Source organism: Streptomyces sp. NPDC025638 (genome assembly GCF_055558775.1).
The window spans coordinates 182,307-202,125 of sequence record NZ_JBVHLX010000004.1 but is presented as its reverse complement, the minus strand read 5'-3'; the positions used below and the strand labels follow the sequence as shown (position 1 = coordinate 202,125).

The window sequence follows — 19,819 nt, the reverse complement described above, 5'->3', positions numbered from 1 at the left end:
GCGAGCTGTTCCGCCGTCGGCCGGATGAGACAGGCGCAAGATCGCGCACGCAGCCGAAGCACTTGCGAACCGGCAGGTGACGGCGTGGCCGTCCTGAGCGCGAGTTGACGTGAATCCCGGTTCGGAAACAGGTCGGGTGAGCTTACGATCGGGCACGTCGCGTCCGGTCGTACGGCCCTCAGGAGAGCACCCGGTGGAGACCTCGCCCGCCATACCGCCGCACCGTATGAACCCCGGCGGCGGCTGCCCGCACGCCGACAACGCGCGGTTGCTGGCGCGCGGTGCCGTGGTGCCGGTCGTGCTGCCGGGAGACATCGAGGGGATGGCCGTACTCGGGCACGAGGCGCTCAAGGAGTTCCTTCAGCACCCCGATGTCGCCAAGGACGCACGGCACTTCACCGCACTGCGCGAGGGACGGATCACCGACGGTTGGCCGCTCGCGACCTTCGCCACCGTGCGGGGCATGACCACCGCCGACGGCGACGACCACCGCAGGCTGCGTTCGCTGGTGAGCCGGGCCTTCACGCCCCGCCGGGTCGAGGAACTGCGGCCCCGGATCGAGAAGTTGACGGCCTCGCTGCTCGACGACCTTGCGCGGGCCGCGGAGGCGGGTGACGGCGTCGCCGATCTCAGGCGGCACTTCGCGCTGCCGCTGCCGATGGGTGTCATCAGCGAACTCCTCGGCGTCGAAGCCGAGTTCCGGGACCGGCTGCACCAGCTGTGCAGCCAGGTCGTGGCCACCGACATCGGCCCTCGCGAGGCCGTCGCCGCCAACCGTGAACTCGTCGGCACCCTGGCCGCCATCGCCGCGGCCAAGGCCGAGCGGCCCGGCGACGACCTCACCAGCGCCCTGATCGCCGTCCGCGACGAGGACGGCGACCGGCTGGGCCAGGAGGAGCTCATCGGCACTCTGGTGCTGATGATCATCGCCGGGCACGAGACCACGCTGAACCTGATCACCAACGCCGTACGGGCCCTGTGCGGCCACCCCGGTCAGCTCGCGCTCGTCCGGAAGGGGGAGGCGAGCTGGCTGGACGTCGTCGAGGAGACGCTGCGCTGGGACGCTCCCGTCAGCTACTTCCCGTTCCGGTATCCCGTACGGGACCTGACCCTGGACGGCACCCTCATCCCCCGGGGCACGCCCGTGCTGGCCGGGTACTCCGCCGCAGGGCGCGACCGCGCCGCGCACGGGCCGGACGCCGACCGGTTCGACGTCACCCGCGCCGCCCGCCCGGACGCTGTACGGAACCTCTCGCTCGGGCACGGCGCCCACTACTGTCTGGGCGCGCCGCTGGCCCGGCTGGAGGCCACCGTCGCACTGGAGCGGTTGTTCAACCGCTTCCCCGGCCTGGACCTCGCCGTGCCCGAGCGCGAGCTCTCCCGTCACGCCAGTTTCGTCGGCAACAGTGTGCGGACCCTTCCTGTGCGCGTCCGGTGAGTATCCGAAGAGCACGCTGCCCTTACCAACTGTACGAACCCTCGATGGCCTCTTCCTGACGCATTTCTTGTTCCATCGCCTTCATCAGTGGCACGGGAGCCGGAATAGGCCGGGCCGTGGCCGAAACCGTTGAACTCGTGGAGAAGGCCGGGGGGAGTCATGCGCTCCCTCGCGCCCGTCGGCCTGTCCACCGATGCCGGCGCGCGGGAGTGGATCGAGGCCGGGATCCAGGCATTCGGCGGCATCGACTCCGAGGCGACGGGGGCCGACGCCCCAGTCTCCTGACTTTTCGCCCGGACGGAGTTTCCGGTGCCGCTCGGTCCTATGCGCCGGTATAGACGAAGGCCGCCCAGTGGCCGATGCCGGCGAAGGGCGTGACACGGGCCCACCGCGCGCGTGACCCGGGTGACATAGGTGTGCTGCCCAACTCCGGGAGACGCTCGACGAGCTGTTCGTTCGTGGCGTTCCGAAGGCGGAGTTGTGCCGAACGCAGCGCCTCGGCGGGGGAGTGGGACTTCCACTCCTCGTAGAAGAACGCGGTCAGGAGCCGGGCGACCCGGTTGCCCGGCTGCCACAGAGGTGCCACGCACCCCTTCGCCCCTGAGATGACGAGCGAATAGGACAGCGGAAGCGGGTTTGGTGGGGCCAACCCGCCGGAGGATCCGGCGTGACAGCTGTCGACGATGACCAAAGGGGAGCGGATCCCGTCGGCGAGCATGCCTCGGACGGTGACGCGCTCGTCGCCGAGGCTGATCCAACTGTCCAGAGGAGAAAGGGGATTGGCTGTACCGTGTCCGGTGAAATGGAGCGCGGTGGTCTCGCTGCCGAGAACCTCGGGCAGGGACGTCCGGTCGAACCTGTCGTCCCACAGATCGCCCAGGGGAATGCTCGGCCACCCGTGCACCTCGGTCTCCGGCCCACCGCCGTAGACACGCACTCCCGCCTGGGACCGGTCCGGCGACGCGGGTGCCGTGACACGCGAGGCGCTGGGAGCGTAACTCAGACGCCATTCGTCGAGGAGATAGCGGCGTGCTGCGGGTGTTTCCGGGTCTCGCCGGAAGGCGGAGTGCAGGGGAAGCAGGCGGAGTTGTCCGGTGGGCACCAGGACGACAGGGCGTCCCGGGTCCACCGCCGGCATCACGTGCCGCATGCACAGCTTCCACAGTTCGGCGCAGGTCTCCTCGAGAAGACTCGCCCCGGTCAGCGAGATCCGGTCTGCTCCGGTCGCGGTCTGGATCCTTCGGGACAGCTCGATGACGCGCTCCGTGGTGAGGGCGGGCAGCAGTACGTGGCGGACGCTCGTCGCGTCCGTGATCAGGGCCGCTCCGCCCTCGACGGTTGCCAGCAGATGGATGGTCTGCCGGTCGCCCAGCCGTTGCTGCACCTCGTCCATGGGCGCTGCCGCGACCAACTGTGCCTTGGTGCCCCAAGGAAGCGTCGCGCCGAGCGATTCCGGGCTGGAGCACAGCTCCTCCAGAGCCGCGAACGCCTCCGGCAGACGCTCCCGCCGCAGCAGGGAGTAGGCCGTCATGGTGCTGTCGAGGCGTCTCGCCTGATGCCGGAGCGCGGAAAGGTAAGGGTACGTCTGCGTGTGCTGTTCGTCGAGGGGCGGGGTATCCGCGGGGGCGCTGTCGAACAGGTCCGGGTTGAGCCCGTGCCCCAGATAGAACGCCACGTGCTGTTGTTCCGCCTCGCCTTCGACAGGGAGATCGGTGTCCGAGGAGGCCTGTGCGGTCTCGTGGTGTTGAAGTGTCGTCGGCGCGGTCCCCGGCAGGTGGGTCTCCACGAAGCGGCGCGCCTCTTCCAGGGCGTGGGCGTCGCCGCTGAACGCTCCGTAGTCCACGAGGCAGAAGAGCAGGTGGCGCAGCGCCGCCCGGCCCGCCTCGTGTTGCCCTTCGGCCCGGCGGAACGCCTCGTCGAAGGAGGCCAGCGCGGTATTCAGGTCCGCGGCCGTGTTCTCCCGTTTCGGCCCCTCCATCGCAGCGTTGATGCGGAGTCTCATCATGAGGGTGTCGGCGAGCGCCCGGAACGGCCTCGATGCGTCCGCCCGGCCTCTGACCGCCAGCATGGCGGCGTCCCGCCACAGGGCGATCGACCGGTCGATGTGGGTGCGCTCGGCGGTCCGTACCAGCAGCGCCGAACGCAGCTGTGCCACCCATTCGAGCGCCTCCGGATAGACCGTGCTTGTCAACGGAACCACGCCCAGGGCCAGTTCTCCGGCGGACAGCGCCCGGTCCAGGGCGCCGCGATCGCCACGGACGTCGTACTGCACGATGCTGACGTCGGCCAACAGCTGGAGCATGTTGCGGCGTTGCGTGGGCAGACAGTCGATCAATCCCGTCTGGAGGACACGGACCACCGAATCCAGGTCGGCGGACCGCCGGCTGCGCAGGGCCCGGTGGTACAGGGCCTCGGCGAGATTGAGACGCGTGTCGGGCACGACATCGCCCAGCAGGAGGAAGGGGGTCGGCTCGACGGAGCCGGAGTCGGCGGCCTCGGTGAGCACCCGGACCGCTTCGGCCAGGTCGTCCTCGCGGCCCTCGACATCGAATCCGATCAGTAGCATCCAGCCGTGGGTGTTGGCCAGTTGCCGCCACGGGGCCGAGGCCCTTGCCTCGTGGGCGCGGTAGCGGGCGAGCAGCGACAGGGCGTCGCGGAACTCTCGTGCCGCGCGACGCTCACCCTGCCGTGACCGGTACCGGAACGACTGGGCCACGGCGAGTAGCCGTACCAGGTCGGTCCTGCGCGTGAAGCGATTGAACCCCTGGCTGAGTGCGACGTCGAGCAGCCGGATGACCTCCTCCACGGAGGACTCCTCCGCCTTGCCCGCCTCGTACGCCGTCAACAGGGCGTGCGCGAGCGTGTAATACGTCAGACCGGTCTCGAACCCGGGCGCCACATCGCTCTTCGCATCACGCAGCCCCTCCAGCGCCCGGGACAGGTCGGTGATGTCCCGGCGGACTCGGAAGGCCTCCAGGAACGCGATCCCGTACCCGAGGGAGACATAGCGGTACAGCCGTCGGTCGGGAGACCTCTCCAGTGTCCGTTCCAGGATGCGCAGGGCCTCGTCGATGTCCCAGGAGGACTGCGCCGCGTGCAGCCTGTCCACGCAGATCCTGGTGATGTCCAGGACCAGACGCAGGACTTCCTCACCTGGGTCGTGGGCCCGGGAGTAGAGCTCCTCCACGAGCTCCTCCGGATCCCTGACGCTGCGCGGAACGTCCCGTGCCGCCCTCTCGGCCGTGTCGCCGCGCGGGGGTTCGTGACTGTTCGGGCTCACGCCGCATCCCCCTCGGTGCCGCAGAACTGACCGACGCGCTCCACCTGCATATGAGGATGCCCGAAGAACTGGTACGCCATGGCACTGAACGCGAGTTCGCCGTCGTCACGCGCCGCGGCCCGCAGCGACCGCATCACCTCGGCCGGCCTCTCGCCCTTCAGGACTCGTCGGTAGAAGGCCAGCGCCACACACCGCGCGTCCCGGTCGTCCAGCGCCCACAGCGGCGACACCACGGCGCTGGCTCCGATGCCGAGGAAGGCCTGCACGAGCCCCGCGTAGCCGCCGAACACACCTTGGACGGCGGCTGCCTTGCACGCGTTGAGGAAGACGAAGGTCTCGCCCGGGAAGTCGTATGCCTTGACGGTCGTCGGATCGAGCGTGTGTCCGTCGATCATCACCAGCCCGTTGTCCCAGCCGTCCGTACCGTGCTGCCCGTGGCCCGCGAAGTGGACGATCCCCGCGATCGGTCCGTCCTTGAGGTGGCTGACGACCTCGGTGAGGCGTGCCTCGATCTGGGTGGCGCCGTAGCTGTCGATCAGCGTCGCGGCCTCCAGCTCGGCGTCGACGAGCCGCTGCCAGCCGCCGCTCTCGTAGACACCGGAGATCACCTCCATGGAGGCGGCCCGGACGACCATCGGGGGCGGCACCATGATCCGGCGGTCGGCGAGCACCCAGCGGCCCAGGGCGACCTGACAGCCGAGGAACGCGGGCGCATCCGCGGGCAGCGTGTCGGGCGCGTCACCCAACAAGGGCTTCGGAAGGACGGCCAGTTCCCACGGCATGTACGCTTCGGCCGACTGGATGAGCACCGCGGGTACGCGCGGGGACACGGCCTCGGCGACCGCGTCGAGGACGGTCCACAGGCCGGTCGGCATGACATCGGTGATCTCCCGGCCCAGTCCCGTCATGAAGGCCATCAGGTCGGGGCGCTTTTGGCGGTCGGCCATCCGGCTGATCACGGAGAAGGCGTAGTCCGGTGCGTCCGCGCCCACGTCGCACTGCTCCTGCAAGCCGGGCCACCGTACGTGCGGCGACATGTAGGAGAACAGGAAACGCCCGGGACGGTCGGCCCGGACGATGGTGACGGTGAGGTCGGCAGGCTCGTCCCCGCGCGGCAGCAACAGCGCCCGGGACGTGCCGTCGGCCGTGTCGGGGCTCTCACCGAGCATTCTCGGGTCCTTCACGACGGCGATGGACCTGTAGCCCATCCCCACCACTTCCCCGTCGATGCTGTAGACCACCTGCAGCATGCCGGCCCGCACCGGGCGCCCGTCCGGGTCCGCACGGACCTTCAGCACGTGCAGGGGGTAGCGCTCCGTCTCGGTTACCCGCAGGTCGGCGACCCAGGAATCCCCGTCGACCAGCGTGAACCCGTCCGCGATGGTCTGCACGGTGACCGTGAGTGGACAACGGGAGTCCGCGCCCCGCACGGCACCGCCGGAGACGGAACCGATGATCTCGGGGGACAGGCCGACGACGACGTGGAAGGGCCATTCCGCGACGACTTCACCGGGGGCGTCGATCCGAGGGAAGCCGCAGCACTCCGACGGGCTGCCCGAGCCCGGTGGGGCCTGGGCCGAGACAGCCGGCACTCCCGCCAGCTCCGGGAGCGGTGCCGCGTGAAGCTCCTCCTGGGGCAGCAGCAGTTCCTCGAAGCGCGCCAGCGCCTCCGGATGGGCCAGCACCGCGGTCACGACATTGTCGGCAAGTGCCTCCTGGTCGACGCCCTCCCGGTCCTGCAGGATCTGGACGAGATCCGCGCGGAGCCCCGCCGTCTCACTCAGCTCGGTCAGCAGCACGTCCGCTGCGGCCAACACGTTCTCCGGCTCCATCGCACCCCACCGCGTGAACTCGTCCCCCCGGGGCAGCAACCCCGCCCACACGTGCGCCGGCGGCCGTCGCCGGCACGTGGTCCGTCGACCGTAGCAAGAGGGGAGGCCCGCGGTGTATCGGAAGCGCGCAACTCGTGTGAGGCTGCGAGGACATGACGGCAACTCCGGTGCCGGATTCGCCAACACCGTTCACACCAGCCACGGTTGTGGCACCCTGAGCCCGTGCGGTACGAGGATATTGCCCCTGACGCTCCGAACGTCCCGGATCCGGGAGTGGTCCTGGAGGCCGCGCGGGCGATCCGGCCCTATCTCCCCGAACTGTTCTCCCACGCTCCGGAACGGGCCGCGCGGCTGGACACTGAACTCGCCCGGCTGCTGGATCCGGGCGCCGGATCGGGGGCGGCGGAGAGCGTGCTCCGGGTGCTCGAAGGCAACCCGATCACTCAGGTGTGGGCGGCCCAGTTCATTGATTTCGGGGTACCGCCCGAGTTCGCCGGACCCGGCACGCGGGGCCCCGCCGGGCCGGTACCGTCCGGGGACGGCGAGGCCCTGCGCCCGGGACCCAAGTACGTGTGCCCGGTCGGCGGGGACGTCGTCTGGTGGCGTCGCCACATCGGACAGGAAGTGCCCCGCTGTGCCACGCACGGCCGCACGCTGGTCAAGGCCTGACGGGGGCCGGGCGTGCTGGGTAAGTTCTGGGAGAGCGTCGGCTCGAAACTCGGCGAGAAGTGGCTCGTGGCCGCCCTCCCCGCACTGCTGGTCTGGGCACTGGGCGCCGTCGCGTACTCCCACGCCCACGGCACCCGGTGGATCGCGGACAGGTCGGCATGGCTGCGGGGGCAGCCGGTCGTCGTCCAGGTCGCGGCGCTGGCGGCCGGGCTGCTTGCCGTCGGCACGTCGGGCCAGGCCGTCGAGCGGATCTCCGCCCCGGTGCTGCGTGGTCTGGCGGGCTACTGGTGGCCCTGGCTCGATCCCCTGCGCCGCCAACTGAGCGATCGGCAGACCGGACGCGTGAGCCGCCTCCAGAAGCGCTACGACGACCTGGCACCGCTGATCGACAACGGTGCGGCGGACGCGGACCAGGAACGGGAGTACCAGCGGCTCGACGCGGAACTGCGGCGCAACCCGCCGCGAAAGGCACAGCACATGCCCACACGCCTGGGGATGTGTCTGCGCGCGGCCGAGAGCGAGGCGAGGGACAAGTACGGCCTCGACGTGGTGAAGTGCTGGCCGCATTTGTGGGCGGTACTCCCGGAGCAGTCGCGGAACGACCTGACGGCCGCCCACACGGCACTGCGGCGTTCGGCCGAGTGCGTCGTGTGGACCGTGCTCGCCCTGGCCTGGGCGTGCTGGGCGCCCTGGCTCCTCGTGGGGCTGGTGCCTTTGATGTGGCTGGTGCACCGGTTCTGGGTGCTCTCGAACGCCATCGCCTACGGCGACCTGTTCCGGGCGTCCGTGGATCTGCACCGCCGTGCGCTGTACACCGCGTTGTCCTGGCCGCTGCCCGCGAACCCGGCTGCGGAACGCAGGGCGGGCGAGGAGCTCACGGAATACCTGTGGCGGGGCAGCGACCGCGACGACGTGCAGCTCGCTCCTTGACGCGGCAGATCACCGGCCGTTGTCCGGCGCGCGACCGCCTTCACCCCGTCGTGGGCCGTGTGTCCGCCGTCGACCGTGGTCTCCGCCCCGTTCACGTACGACGCCTCGTCGGGCAGCTGACAGACCACCAGCGGCGCCACCCCGCCCACGGTCCCCGCCCGGCCCTGCGGGGTCGGCGCGAGAGGGGCCCGGACGAAGGGGCATGAGGCGGGCCGCACGATCCGAGGCATCGGGTCCGGCATGCGCACACCACACGCCTATTCCCTTGTGCGCGCGGCTGATTCACTCCTTAGTGCGCACCACCGGCACGCGAATCATGGTCGCCTCTGGCGAGACGTACGAGCCTGGGACGGCTGCTCACCGCGACCGGCGGCACCGCGACCCTGATCCAGGCCGACACCTACCGCGGCGACGTCGTGCTCACCGTGGCCGCCGCGAACGAGGTCACCCACGAGACGCTCGGCTTCCCCTTCCGGCGCGTACACGCTGGTCCGGCCCGCCATCTCCCTGACCGGCAACGGCCGTTGCGACTTCGCCGGGTACGGAGCCGCCGTCGTCGGAGGCACGTCGCTCAGACGGCCCGCGCCTCAGCCTCCTCCGCCTCCTTGGCTATGCGGTCGAACTGCGCGCCCATGGCCTCCGCCAGGGCCTGGGCGCCCGACAGCGGGCGCACCATGACCATGAACTCGTCGATCAGGCCGTCCTCGTTCACATGGATGAAGTCGCAGCCGTTGATCTCCCGGTCGCCGACTCGGGTGGTGAACACCAGCGCGTGGTCGCGGCCGTCGGCGCCGGCGAGCTCACGGTCGTACCGGAAGTCCTCGAAGACCCGCAGGACCCCGCGCAGGATCGCCGCCGTGATGGCCTTGCCGGAGTACGGCTTGAACACGACCGGGCTGGTGAAGACGACGTCCTGCGCCAGCAGCGCCTCGACGGCATCGAGATCGCGGGCCTCGACCGCCTCACGGAACGCTCGCATCGGCTCACCTCATAGTCAATTAATTGATTAGATGTCGATGAGAATAGGCTGCGTCCGTTACCGTGTCCACAGGAACAGCACCGCTCCCCCTAGGCTGGCCGAATGTTCAGCCCCGAAGGACCCAGCCTCCGCGAGCTCGCCGTCCAGGCACTGTCGTCCGTCGAGCGCGGCTACGACCTGCTGGCGCCCAAGTTCGACCACACCCCCTTCCGTACGCCGGACTCGGTGCTGGAATCCGTCGCCGAGGCGCTCACCCGGCTCGGCCCCTTCGCGGACGGGCTCGACCTGTGCTGCGGCACCGGCGCCGGGACGGACGTGCTGGGGCGGGTGTGCCGGGAGAGCATCACGGGCGTCGACTTCAGCGCCGGGATGCTCGACGTCGCCCGGCGGCAGCCCCGTCCCGAGGAACCGCGGATCGCCTGGGTGCGCGGGGACGCCCGCGCCTTGCCGTTCGCGTCCGCCTTCGACCTGGTGGTGAGCTTCGGGGCCTTCGGTCACTTCCTGCCGCGCGAGCTGCCGGGGCTGTTCGCCCAGGTCCGCTCGGTCCTGCGGCCGGGTGGTCGTTTCGCGTTCCCCGTGCTCGCCCCGCCCCGTCCGTCCCGTCCGGGATTCTGGATCCTGCTCGGCTTCGACGCGGTCATGCGGGTGCGCAACGCGGTGTGGCGGCCGCCCTTCGTCATGTACTACCGGGCGTTCCGGTTCGGGAGTGTGCTGCGGGAGCTGGAACGCGCCGGCTTCGCGGTGGACCTGTACCCCCTGCCCGAGTTCGGACGGCGCGACGACGGCAGCCCCCGCGCCCGGCTCGTGGCGGCGCGACGGCTGCCCTAGCCTCCAGGGAGCCTGGCGCGGGCGTGGTCAGCCCGCCGCCGGCAGCGTGAACTCGTAGATCAGCGCGTCCTGTTGGGCGTCCACCACCAGGTCGGTGATCTCCAGCGGGCGGGCGTACTGGTCGTGCACGCGCCGGGTCACCCGGACCGAGGCGGCGTCGGTGGCCTGGGTGATGGAGTCCCGGTGGTGCAGGGCCAGGCCCGCCCTGCGCATCCAGTCGTAGGCCCGTCGCAGCTGCGCGGCGGCCGACCCGTCGGCGCGGTCGCGGTACCGGCCCAGCTCCTCCACCTCGGACAGCGCCACCGCCGAGAAGGACGTCACCGCGGCACGCAGGGTGCGTCCGTCGGGCGCGGCGGACTCGTAGCGGTGCACCAGGGTCGGCCGGTGCGGGGCGAGCCCCAGGGCCGCGGCATGCTCCGGCGGCGGGGCTTCCCAGGTCACGGTGGCCCGGTCGACCGCACACGGGTCCGCGCTCCGGACGCCCACCGGGAAGGCGAGGGACACCGGGTCCTCCACCGGGCGGCCGGGAAGCGTGGCGTGGCTGCCCCGGCGGTCGGTGGCGACCAGACCGTCCCGCCGCAGCACCTCCAGCGCCTGCCTGACGGTCTCCCTGCTGACCCCGAAGTGCTCGGCCAACTGCCGCTCGCCCGGCAGCCGTTCACCCGGCGGTACGGTTCCGTCGCGCAGCTCCGCCAGGAGCTTCGTCGCGATCCGCCAGTACAGGGGCTGGTCGTCGGTCTGCGGGTGGTCGTGAGGGGTGGTGCGGGCCATGCCGCGCCTCCTGTTGGTCACAAGACGTAGCCGTGCGGGCTCATTGCGCGACCACATCTAGCATTGGTCTAAACCATCAGGGAAGAGCGGCCCGGCGGTTCGGCCGAAACCGAACCGCGCGCGGTCGCGGGTCAGAGCGCTCGGTACAGGGCGTCGACCAGTGCCATCTTCCGTGGGTCGTCGGCGATATGAGGCCCCATCCGGTTCATCGTGTAGCCCATCGACACCCCGGCGTCCGGGTCGGCAAGACCGCAGGAGCCGCCGAAGCCGTCATGTCCGAAAGCCCGCGGATCGGGTCCGTACGAACCGTTCGGTCCGCTGAGCCACAGGCCGAGCCCGACCTCCGTCTCGTGCTCGAAACCGGCCCCGAGTACGAGGTCGCGGCAACTGCCCTGCCCCTCGCGCACCCGCTCGGCCGCCTCGGCGGACAGGATGCGCCGGCCGCCGTAGCTGCCCCGTCCGGCGAAGACGCCGTACAGCGCGGCCACGGCCCGCGCCGTGCCGTGGCCATTGGCGGCCGGGATCTCGGCCGCTCGCCACGCGGGCGTGTTGGCCTCGGCGGCGCCGGCGAGTGGATTGGTCAGCGCCGCGATCGCGGCCGGCGTCAACTGGCTGAAGATCGCGGCCTGTTCGCTGGAGCTCACGGCCCGTGGGTGCACCAGCTCGGCCGCCCGCCCGGACTCCCTCGGCGGCAGGCCGATGGTGAAGTCGATCCCGAGCGGCCCGGTCACCTCCCGCTCCAGGAAGGCCCCGGGACGCAGCCCCGAGACTCGCCGTACGACCTCGCCGACGAGGTGGCCGTAGGTCAGGGCGTGGTACCCGGACACGGTCCCCGGCTCCCACCAGGGCTCCGTCGCCGCGAGTCGCGCGGTCGTCAGCTCCCAGTCGTAGAGCTGCTCCAGCGAGTGCGGTTCACGCAGGCCGGCCAGCCCTGCCCGGTGCGACAGCAAATGCCGTACGAGGACCTTCTCCTTTCCTGCGGCGGCGAACTCGGGCCAGTACGCGGCCACCGGCGCGTCCAGGTCGACGAGTCCCCGGTCGGCGAGGATGTGCGCGCACAGCGCCGTCGGTCCCTTCGTGGTCGACCAGACGTTGACCACGGTGTCCCGCTCCCACGCGCGCGTGCGTGCCGCGTCCGCCCAGCCGCCCCACAGGTCGACCACCGTCTCGCCGTCGACCGTCACCGCCACCGCGGCACCCAGTTCGTCCCGGTCCCGGAAGTTCTCCTCGAACGCCAGCCGCACCGCCGCGAAGCGCGCGTCGCAGTGACCGTGAACGTCTGGCTCGTGCTCGGACATGGGCCCTCCGTCGTCGCAGGGGGAAACCCGGGCCGCGCTGCTGCGGTCCGGGCCCCCTGAACGTACCGACTGGTCGGACTGGAGGGAAGTCGTCGGCCGGTCAGAGGAACACCTGCTCCCCTGCCCGTCGGGCGCCGCTCAGGCGTGCGACCGCAGCCAGCGCATCTGCTCGGCCTGGTGGAAGGGGCCGCCGCCCTCGTGGTCGTTGAAGTCGTACACCTCGATCGCCTTGTCGTCGTGCGCCCAGGCGTTGAACGCCGCGAAGACCGTCGACGGCGGGCACGTCTGGTCCTCCAGTGCCGTCGAGAACAGCGCGGGGGTGCGGCCGCGGGACGCGAAGTGGACGCCGTCGAAGTAGGAGAGCGTACGCAGCACGTCGTCGAACCGGCCGCGGTGCGTCTTGAGGTAGAGGGCTATCTCCCGGTACGGGTGACGGTCCGTCAGCGTCGTCGCGCGCGGGTAGTCGCACAGGAACGGCACGTTCGGGGCGACCGCCACCAGGTCGGGGACCAGACCGCCCACCGCGAGGGTGATCCCGCCGCCCTGGCTCGAACCGAGCGCCACGGTGCGCGCGGCGTCCGTCAGGGGGTGCGAGCGGGCCGCCTCGACCGCGCGCACCGCGTCCGTGAACACCCGCCGGTAGTAGTAGTTCTCGGGCGCGTCGATGCCCCGCGTCATGAATCCGGGGTACGCCGGAGCGCCGCCCACCGGGTCGGCGGTGCCGCCCCCGCCGCCCCAGGCGCTGCCCTGGCCGCGGGTGTCCATCACGAAGTGCGCCCGGCCCGTCGACGCCCACAGCAGGTGCTCGTGCGGCAGCCCGCGCCCTCCGCCGTAGCCCACGAACTCCACCACCAGGGGCAGCGGCTCCTCGGCCCCGGCGGGCAGGAGCAGCCAGCCCTTGACCGGGTGGCCGCCGAACCCCGCGAACGTCACGTCGTACACCCGCACCGTGGCCAGACCGGCGTCGACCGGTTCGAAGCGGGCGTCCAGGTCGTGCTCGCGTGCCTCCTGGAGCGTCTTGGACCAGAAGGCGTCGAAGTCCTCGGGCTCCGTGGATTCGCTGCGGTACTCACGGAGCTCGTCGAGAGGAAGGTCGAACAGGGCCATCGGCAACCGCCTTTCAGGAGTGATCCTGCGGATGATCACACCGTACGTGGGTGGTCGGAGGAGCCGAAAGGCCCGGGTCGCCCGCGTCGGCGAGGGCCCCGGTTCCTCCGCCTCGGCTCATACGCCCCGGCTCATGCCGTCCAGCGGGTCCACTCCGGGCCCGTGCGCGCCCACTCGCGTTCCCACTCGGACATCCGGTGGCGGAGCGAGATCCGGCGTATGACGCCGTGGCCGACGAGGGTGACGGCCGCCGCGCCGCCGGCCGCGCACACGCCGACGGAGACGGTGTGCTGCCAGACCGCCACGTCGTTCGGCGGTGGCGCGACACCGCGCCCCCGGGAGTCGAACCACACGTCCACCACATCACCCTGGCGCGTGCCCGCCGGGACCCGCGCCACGGCCGTGCGGGCCGCCGCGCCCGGCTGTTCCGTCCAGCGCACCGTCGCCCGGTAGGGGTGGTGCCGGCCGGTCTGCACCGAGGGGAGCTGCCGGGGCGTGCCGCCGATCACCTCGGCACGGACGCGATGCCTCTCGGCCCGCTGCGCCGCGGCCACCGTCCGGGCCCCGTCGTGGGCCCACAGGCCCACCAGCGCACCGGCCAGGGGCGCACCGACCAGCAGCAGCACGGCGACGGTCAGCGCGGTCCACGCCTCCACGACGTCCGACCGGCGCCGCAGCGGGTTGTACCGCCAGCGCCAGCCGCGAACCCGGGTTCGCATGTCGACCTCCTCGCAGTCACCCATGCGAGCGTCCACACCGGAGTGGTACCCCGTACGGCGCAGTCGGCTCACCTCGCCGGAGGGACCGAGCGTGACAAGGCCGTCCACAGCGACGCTCGACACCCACTGGCATCCCGGCGTGCCGGCCTGCGGGTCTGCGGGTCTGCCGGAAACGGCGCGAGGTCAGCCGAAGCGTTCGATGCGGATGCGGTCCACGGGCTGGCCCGCCGCCACGAGCAGCCGTGACGCATGCTCGGCGAACCCGTTGGAGCCGCATACATAGGCCTCCCACCCACCGGGAGGCTGCTCGGCCAGGAGCGGCGCCACATGTGCGGCGGCCATACGTCCCACCGGCACACCGTCCGGCGCGCTACGGGTGAACACCGGTGTCGTCTCCGCGCCGAGCTCGCGCGCGTAGATCAGCTCCTCGGGGCCGCGCGCGGACACCAGCAGCCGCAGCGGCACGGTGAGGCCGCTCGTGCGGTGGTGCCGCACCATCGACATCAGCGGTACGACTCCGGAACCGGCGCCGATCAGCAGCGCGGGCCGGTCGCCGGGCCAGGCGAAGAAACCGCTCAGCGGGCCGCGCACCTCGACGGTGTCGCCCGGCCTGGCCACCGTGTGGAACCAGCCGGAGACCTCGCCGCCCTCGACATGATCCAGGGTCAGCTCGATGTGCCCGGAGTCGTCGGGTGCGGACGCGATCGAATAGTGGCGCTGCGCCACATAGCCGTCCTCGGCGGTGAGCCGCAGCATCAGATGCTGCCCGGGCAGATGCCCCGCCCAGTGCGGCACCGCGAACCGGAAGGTGGCGGCGTGCGGGGTCTCGCGCCGGATCTCCGTGAGGGTGGCCGGCTGCCATGCCGTCGCGGCCTGGCCGCTGACCGCGATGCGCCCCGGCACCGCGAAACGGGTGGGGGGAGTGAAGGTCTCAGTCACCGGAGTACCGCTGCTCCTCCCAGGGGTTGCCGCGCGCGTGGTAGCCGTGCTGCTCCCAGAAGCCCGGCGCGTCGTGGTCGAGCAGGGTGAGGCCCGCGATCCACTTGGCGCTCTTCCAGAAGTACAGGTGCGGCACCAGCAGCCGCGCCGGCCCGCCGTGCTCGGCCGCGAGCGGCCTGCCGTCGTACTCCCAGGCGATCCAGGCGTGCCCGCCGGTGAGGTCCGCGAGCGGGAGGCTGGATGTGTAGCCGGTGTGCGAATAAGCCACGGCATGTGTGGCGGACCCAAGGGGCCGCACCACACTGAGGAATGCGTCCAGCGAGACACCTCCGAACCGCACCCCGAACTTCGACCAGCTCGTCACGCAGTGGATGTCGCCCTCGTACGCCGACCCGGGCAGGGCGTGCGCCTCGTCCCAGTCCCAGGTCCGCGGCTCCGCGACCAGTCCGTCCACGCGGAAGGACCAGTCGGCGGGCGCGAGGTCGGGGGTGACCTCGGCGGACAGGACGGGCCAGTCGTCGCCCGCGTCGTACTGGCCGGGTGGCAGCCCGGCGTTGGCGACACGGGGGCGCCCGGTGAAGCCTCGGGTGACGTTCATGCTTCAACCGTACGCTGTCGCCGCCGCTGCTCCGTCCCTGGTCAGCGGCCCGCTCACGGCGGCTGTACGAAGTCTGCACGGGGCCGGGAATAGCCCTCGCGCGTTCGTCCTTGGCGCTGACTGCCGGGATCGACCGCCCCGGCGGCGGCGTGGGGAGAGTGAGGAAGCAGATGCCCGAGGCGTATGTGTGCACGCGGTACGGCGGACCGGAGACCGAGGCGGCCGACGGGGGCTCCGGTGCGGCCGGGGAGGTCGCCGCATGAGCGACCCCGGCTGCGGCGGCGGTGCCCCGCACGTCCTCGACAATCCCGCCCTCGCCTCCCTGACCGGCCCGCACGCGCAGTTCGCCGAGCGGCGCGGGCGTGTGCTGCGCTACCCGGTCGACGTGTCCCCGTGGCTCGCGCTGCCCGCCGAGCCCGACGCGGACGACTGGGCCGACCTCGCCGCGCTGGCCGGGCCGGGCGCCGAGGTACCGCTGCCGGGCTTCCGGGGGCGGGTCCCCGCCGACTGGGAGATCACCTTCCGGGTGGAGGGCGTACAGCTCGTGGACGACGGCGTGGTCGCCGCGCCGGACGCGGAGGCGGTCCGCCTCGGTGCCGCCGACGTGCCCGAGATGCTCGATCTGGTCGAGCGCACCCGGCCCGGACCGTTCCTGCCCCGCACCATCGAACTCGGCACCTACCTGGGCATACGCCGCAGCGGCGCGCTGGTCGCCATGGCGGGGGAGCGGCTCCGTCCGCCCGGCTGGACCGAGATCAGCGCGGTCTGCACCGACCCCGACTTCCGCGGCGAGGGCCTGGCGACCCGGCTGATCCTCGCCGTCGCGCACGGCATCCGGGAGCGCGGGGAGACGCCGTTCCTGCACACCGGTGCGCGCAGCACCCACGCCATCCGGCTCTACGAGTCCCTCGGCTTCCGGCTGCGCCGCCGCACGGCGTTCCTCGCGGCGCGGGCGCCGGAGCGGCTTGCGGGCGGTCGGGAAGCCGTACCGGTGTCGTAGGGCGGGCGTCCGCTCAGTCGGGGCCGGCGGCCGGCGCCGGCCCCGCGTTGTACCGCTCCAGATACCCGGCGAACCGGATCAGGTCCTCCGCGGGCCAGTGTGCGAGCCGCTCCCGGAAGGCGGCCCGGCGGCTCCGGGTGACCTGGGCGAGGATCTCCTCGCCTGCCTCCGTCAGATGCAGCACCTGGACGCGGTGGTCCTCCGGGTCCGTACGGCGCTCGATCAGCCCGGCCCGCTCCAGCGCGGCCACCTGGCGGCTGACCGTGGACTTGTCCAGGGCGTAGTGCGCGGCCAGGTCGGTGGCCCGGCAGCCGCCGCTCTCCTCCAGGTGCCCGAGCAGGGTGTACGACACCAGGGACAGCTCCGGGTGCAGGCGTCCCGCCGAGGCGCGGGCCCGGCGGGCGAAGATCGTCATCTCGCGCTGGATGGTCTCGACGGCCGTCTCCGCTGCTGTCACGCGAATACCTCCTCCACGTCCTGGTTGTATAGTACAACTTAAGGGGAAGGTTGTATAAGCCAACTAATGGAGGTCGCCCCCGATGAGGTCACCAGCGCTCCGCCATGTGCTCACCCACCTGATCACCCCCCTGCTGCTGTGCCTGGGTATGGGGCTGGCATACATGGGGGCGTTCGTGACCCCGGAGCCCCACCACTTGCCCGTCGCCGTGGTGGGCTCCGGGCCCGAGGTGAAGGTGTTCGCCCAGACGCTCAAGGACACCGCGGGGGACAAGCTCGACGTCCGCACCGTCGCCACCCGGACCGGGGCCGTCGACCTGCTCAAGTCCCGTGACATCACGGGTGCTTATGTGCCGGGCGGGAAGGCGCCGCAACTCCTGGTCGCCAGTGCCGCGTCCGACATGGACGCCACGGCGGCCGAGAAGGTCTTCATCCCTCTCGTCGCGAAGGAGGGCGCGCCGCTGAAGGTCACCGACGTGGCCGCGCCGGTCGCCGACGACCCCACCGGGCAGGGCCTGTTCTTCCTGCTGATCGCGCTGAGCATCGGCTCGTACGCCTCGGTCGCCGCGCTCGGTGCCGCGGGCTCAGCGCTGCCCATGCGGGTGCGGGCCCTGCTGGCGCTCGGCGTGTCCGTCGTCGTCGGCGGCATCGGCGCGCTGCTCGCCGGACCCGTGTTCCGCCTCGCCCACCACGACCTCGCCGGTCTGTGGGGGATCGCCTGGCTCTACTCCGCGGGCATCCTCTTCATCGGTGTCGGCCTGCACACCTTCCTGAAGCGGTGGACCACGCTGACCATGATGGTGCTGTTCGTGATGCTCAACTTCACCAGCTCCGGCGGTTTGTTCCGGCCCGAGCTGCAGAACGGCTTCTTCGGCACCCTGCACGCCTTCTGGAACGGCGCCGGGTTCGTGGAGGGCATCCGCGGCCTGCTGTACTTCGGCGGCGACGGCCTGGGCCGCACCGTGGGGACGCTGGCGGCCTGGCTGCTGGCCGGCCTTGCCCTGACCGCGATCGCGGCGGCGTACGAGCGGGCCGGGGCGTCCGCGCCGGCGCTCGCCGTGCCGGGGCCGGCGGCCGCGCAGCGGGCGGTCGTCCCGGACGAGGCCGAGGTGGAGGTCGAAGAGACCGTCGGCGTCTGACCGTTGGGGTAGGGTTGCGGTCGGCCGCGGACCGTCCCGGCCGTGCGCCGCGAGGAGGTGGGACCCATTACCGCTGTGTCAGCTCGGGTGCTCTCTCCTCGACGTATTGCGGGTCACCGGCAGTAGGTGACCACGAGAGCATCCTTCGGCCCCAGGTCTCCGAAAGGCTCTCGGCTCTCATGCCCCCGCATTCCCCTGCCACCGTCGTCTCCACGCTGCGCGCCGCCGGGTGTGTCTTCGCCGAGGACGAGGCGGAACTGATCCTCGCCACCGCCCGCACGCCCGACGAGCTCGCCGCGATGGTGGACCGGCGCGTCTCCGGACTGCCCCTCGAACACGTCCTCGGCTGGGCCGAGTTCCACGGACTGCGCATCTCGGTGGGACCGGGCGTCTTCGTCCCCCGCCGCCGCACCGAGTTCCTGGTCGACCAGGCCCTCGCCCAGGCCCCGCACGCGTCCGTCGTCGTGGACCTGTGCTGCGGTTCCGGAGCGGTCGGCGCGGCCCTGGCCGCCGCGCTCGGCCGGGTGGAGCTGCACGCCGCCGACGTGGATCCGGCCGCAGTGCGCTGCGCCCGACGCAATATCGCCGCCTTCGGCGGTCATGCCCATACGGGCGACCTGTTCGACGCGCTGCCCGGCGACCTGCGCGGCCGGGTCGGCATCCTCGCGGCGAACGTGCCGTACGTCCCCACCGACGAGGTGGACCTCCTGCCGGCGGAGGCCCGCGACCACGAACCCCTGGTCGCCCTCGACGGCGGCGCCGACGGCCTGGGCGTCCTGCGCCGGGTCGCCGCCGGGGCACCACAGTGGCTCGCCCCCGGCGGCTGCGTCCTGGTGGAGACGGGCGAACGCCAGGCGCCGGGCGCCGTCGAGGCGTTCACCGAGGCCGGCCTGAGCGCCCGCCTTGCGGTGTCCGAGGAGCTGTACGCCAACGTGGTGATCGCCGTCCGGCCGTAGGCGCCACCCCGGTCGAGCCGTGTCGGCTCAGGTCGTCGCCCCGCTGCCCGTCGGACTCGGTGACGCGGTGCGGTCCGGGTGGCCCCACCGCGGACCGCCGTGGCCGGGGAAGCCCCAGCGGCCGTCGTGCCGGCCCTCGCCCGGGCCCCCGCGGTCGAAGGTGCCCGCGATGGCGACCGCGGCGGTCCTCGTGCCGTTGTCGGAGCGCGTGCCGGCCAGGAACGCCTTGTCGCCCTTCTTCAGAGCGTCGGCGCCCTTGCCGGACGAGCCCTCGCGGTGCACCTTGGCGTCCGAGCCCACCGTCCAGGTCCACCGGGCGCCGTCGTCGCTCTTCACGGTGACCTGGTCGCCGTCCACCTTCTCGACCGTGCCCCGCTGCCAGGTCCGTACGACCCACTTCCCGGTGTTCCGGTCCTTGACCGTCGCCTCGCCGTGCACGCCGCCCCCGCCGAGGCCGAACCAGCCGAAGCCAGGGCCGTGTCCCTGGCCGTCCGGCGACGGTGACCCGGAAGGGGAGCCGGCGGCAGCGGGTACGACGCCGGCGCCCGGCCCGCCCGAGGTGGCGGCGTAGGCGACGGTGCCGCCGAGGGCCAGTGCCACGACCGTGGCCGCCACGGTCACCGCCCGGACCCGGGCCGACTGCCTGCGCCACCGTGCCCGCAGCGGCAGACCCGGCTCACGGTCCTGTCCCGGTCCGGCGATCACTTCCCATTCCCCGGCCGCCCGCGGCGGATGCGGGGGCATCGGCGGGATCGACTTCGCGGGCCCGTCGCCGGAGCCGTGCCCGTGATCCGGTTCGTGCGTCACTGCTCGCTCCCATCGGCCATGACACGCGGCATCCCGTGCGCATGCCTCCCAGTGATTGTCCGATGGCGCCGAT

General features: G+C 72.0%; 19 protein-coding genes. 8 read left to right on the top strand and 11 right to left on the bottom strand.

What is annotated here, in order from left to right; genetic code table 11:
• Window positions 1-193 precede the first annotated feature (193 nt).
• Together ACZ4EG_RS11910 and ACZ4EG_RS11905 are read left to right on the top strand one after the other, a co-directional pair.
• Window positions 194-1,438, top strand: coding sequence for a cytochrome P450 family protein (locus ACZ4EG_RS11910; protein ID WP_467790539.1), 1,245 nt, complete (start codon window positions 194-196; stop codon window positions 1,436-1,438).
• 159 nt (window positions 1,439-1,597) lie between these two features.
• The gene (locus tag ACZ4EG_RS11905) at window positions 1,598-1,723 is read left to right on the top strand and encodes a hypothetical protein (protein ID WP_467790538.1); all 126 of its coding nucleotides are present in this window, start codon (window positions 1,598-1,600) and stop codon (window positions 1,721-1,723) included.
• Between the two features lie 37 nt (window positions 1,724-1,760).
• On the opposite strand, the gene ACZ4EG_RS11900 is transcribed toward ACZ4EG_RS11905, so the two are convergent.
• The gene (locus ACZ4EG_RS11900; RefSeq protein ID WP_467790537.1) at window positions 1,761-4,718 is read right to left on the bottom strand and encodes a CHAT domain-containing protein; all 2,958 of its coding nucleotides are present in this window, start codon (window positions 4,716-4,718) and stop codon (window positions 1,761-1,763) included.
• The gene (locus tag ACZ4EG_RS11895; protein WP_467790536.1) at window positions 4,715-6,535 is read right to left on the bottom strand and encodes a CHAT domain-containing protein; all 1,821 of its coding nucleotides are present in this window, start codon (window positions 6,533-6,535) and stop codon (window positions 4,715-4,717) included. Before ACZ4EG_RS11895 ends, ACZ4EG_RS11900 begins: the two co-directional genes overlap by 4 nt.
• Window positions 6,536-6,772: 237 nt before the next feature.
• On the opposite strand from ACZ4EG_RS11895, the gene ACZ4EG_RS11890 reads away from it, so the two are divergent.
• Together ACZ4EG_RS11890 and ACZ4EG_RS11885 are read left to right on the top strand one after the other, a co-directional pair.
• Window positions 6,773-7,219 carry a hypothetical protein gene (locus ACZ4EG_RS11890; RefSeq protein WP_467790535.1) on the top strand — a complete coding sequence of 149 codons (447 nt, stop codon included), beginning with the start codon at window positions 6,773-6,775 and terminating at the stop codon, window positions 7,217-7,219.
• 12 nt (window positions 7,220-7,231) lie between these two features.
• Entirely contained in the window at window positions 7,232-8,149 is a 918-nt protein-coding gene (locus tag ACZ4EG_RS11885; protein WP_453550515.1) for a hypothetical protein, read from the top strand.
• A 571-nt stretch (window positions 8,150-8,720) separates the two neighbouring features.
• On the opposite strand, the gene ACZ4EG_RS11880 is transcribed toward ACZ4EG_RS11885, so the two are convergent.
• A complete protein-coding gene (locus ACZ4EG_RS11880; protein WP_467790534.1) occupies window positions 8,721-9,128 on the bottom strand; it encodes a nuclear transport factor 2 family protein in 408 nt (135 codons plus the stop codon).
• Window positions 9,129-9,230: 102 nt separating this feature from the next.
• Between ACZ4EG_RS11880 and ACZ4EG_RS11875 the strand changes: the two genes are divergently transcribed.
• Window positions 9,231-9,956 (top strand): class I SAM-dependent methyltransferase, encoded by a 726-nt coding sequence (locus tag ACZ4EG_RS11875; protein WP_467790533.1) that lies wholly within the window; start codon window positions 9,231-9,233, stop codon window positions 9,954-9,956.
• A 27-nt stretch (window positions 9,957-9,983) separates the two neighbouring features.
• On the opposite strand, the gene ACZ4EG_RS11870 is transcribed toward ACZ4EG_RS11875, so the two are convergent.
• The 6 genes from ACZ4EG_RS11870 to ACZ4EG_RS11845 all read right to left on the bottom strand — a co-directional run bounded on the left by ACZ4EG_RS11870 (window position 9,984) and on the right by ACZ4EG_RS11845 (window position 15,388).
• Entirely contained in the window at window positions 9,984-10,727 is a 744-nt protein-coding gene (locus ACZ4EG_RS11870; RefSeq protein WP_453550507.1) for a GntR family transcriptional regulator, read from the bottom strand.
• Between the two features lie 131 nt (window positions 10,728-10,858).
• Complete coding sequence (locus tag ACZ4EG_RS11865) at window positions 10,859-12,025, bottom strand: serine hydrolase domain-containing protein (protein ID WP_453550504.1); 1,167 nt, start codon at window positions 12,023-12,025, stop codon at window positions 10,859-10,861.
• A gap of 138 nt (window positions 12,026-12,163) precedes the next feature.
• The gene (locus tag ACZ4EG_RS11860) at window positions 12,164-13,132 is read right to left on the bottom strand and encodes an acetylxylan esterase (RefSeq protein WP_453550502.1); all 969 of its coding nucleotides are present in this window, start codon (window positions 13,130-13,132) and stop codon (window positions 12,164-12,166) included.
• A gap of 131 nt (window positions 13,133-13,263) precedes the next feature.
• Window positions 13,264-13,851, bottom strand: coding sequence for an Rv1733c family protein (locus tag ACZ4EG_RS11855; protein WP_453550499.1), 588 nt, complete (start codon window positions 13,849-13,851; stop codon window positions 13,264-13,266).
• Between the two features lie 183 nt (window positions 13,852-14,034).
• Entirely contained in the window at window positions 14,035-14,790 is a 756-nt protein-coding gene (locus tag ACZ4EG_RS11850; RefSeq protein WP_467790532.1) for a ferredoxin reductase, read from the bottom strand.
• On the bottom strand, window positions 14,783-15,388 hold the full coding sequence (locus ACZ4EG_RS11845) for a sulfite oxidase-like oxidoreductase (protein WP_467790531.1): 606 nt from the start codon (window positions 15,386-15,388) through the stop codon (window positions 14,783-14,785). The genes ACZ4EG_RS11850 and ACZ4EG_RS11845 overlap by 8 nt, the downstream gene beginning before the upstream one ends.
• A 259-nt stretch (window positions 15,389-15,647) precedes the next feature.
• On the opposite strand from ACZ4EG_RS11845, the gene ACZ4EG_RS11840 reads away from it, so the two are divergent.
• A complete protein-coding gene (locus ACZ4EG_RS11840) occupies window positions 15,648-16,388 on the top strand; it encodes a GNAT family N-acetyltransferase (protein ID WP_467790530.1) in 741 nt (246 codons plus the stop codon).
• Window positions 16,389-16,401: 13 nt separating this feature from the next.
• Here the strand turns inward: ACZ4EG_RS11840 and ACZ4EG_RS11835 are convergent, their stop codons facing one another.
• Complete coding sequence (locus ACZ4EG_RS11835) at window positions 16,402-16,803, bottom strand: MarR family winged helix-turn-helix transcriptional regulator (RefSeq protein ID WP_467790810.1); 402 nt, start codon at window positions 16,801-16,803, stop codon at window positions 16,402-16,404.
• A gap of 124 nt (window positions 16,804-16,927) precedes the next feature.
• Here ACZ4EG_RS11835 and ACZ4EG_RS11830 point away from each other — a divergent pair, with 124 nt between their 5' ends.
• Both ACZ4EG_RS11830 and ACZ4EG_RS11825 read left to right on the top strand, forming a co-directional pair.
• Window positions 16,928-17,983 (top strand): ABC-2 transporter permease, encoded by a 1,056-nt coding sequence (locus ACZ4EG_RS11830; protein WP_467790529.1) that lies wholly within the window; start codon window positions 16,928-16,930, stop codon window positions 17,981-17,983.
• A gap of 179 nt (window positions 17,984-18,162) precedes the next feature.
• Complete coding sequence (locus ACZ4EG_RS11825; RefSeq protein WP_467790528.1) at window positions 18,163-18,939, top strand: putative protein N(5)-glutamine methyltransferase; 777 nt, start codon at window positions 18,163-18,165, stop codon at window positions 18,937-18,939.
• 27 nt (window positions 18,940-18,966) lie between these two features.
• Here the strand turns inward: ACZ4EG_RS11825 and ACZ4EG_RS11820 are convergent, their stop codons facing one another.
• Complete coding sequence (locus tag ACZ4EG_RS11820; RefSeq protein WP_467790527.1) at window positions 18,967-19,746, bottom strand: hypothetical protein; 780 nt, start codon at window positions 19,744-19,746, stop codon at window positions 18,967-18,969.
• Between the last annotated feature and the right edge of the window lie 73 nt (window positions 19,747-19,819).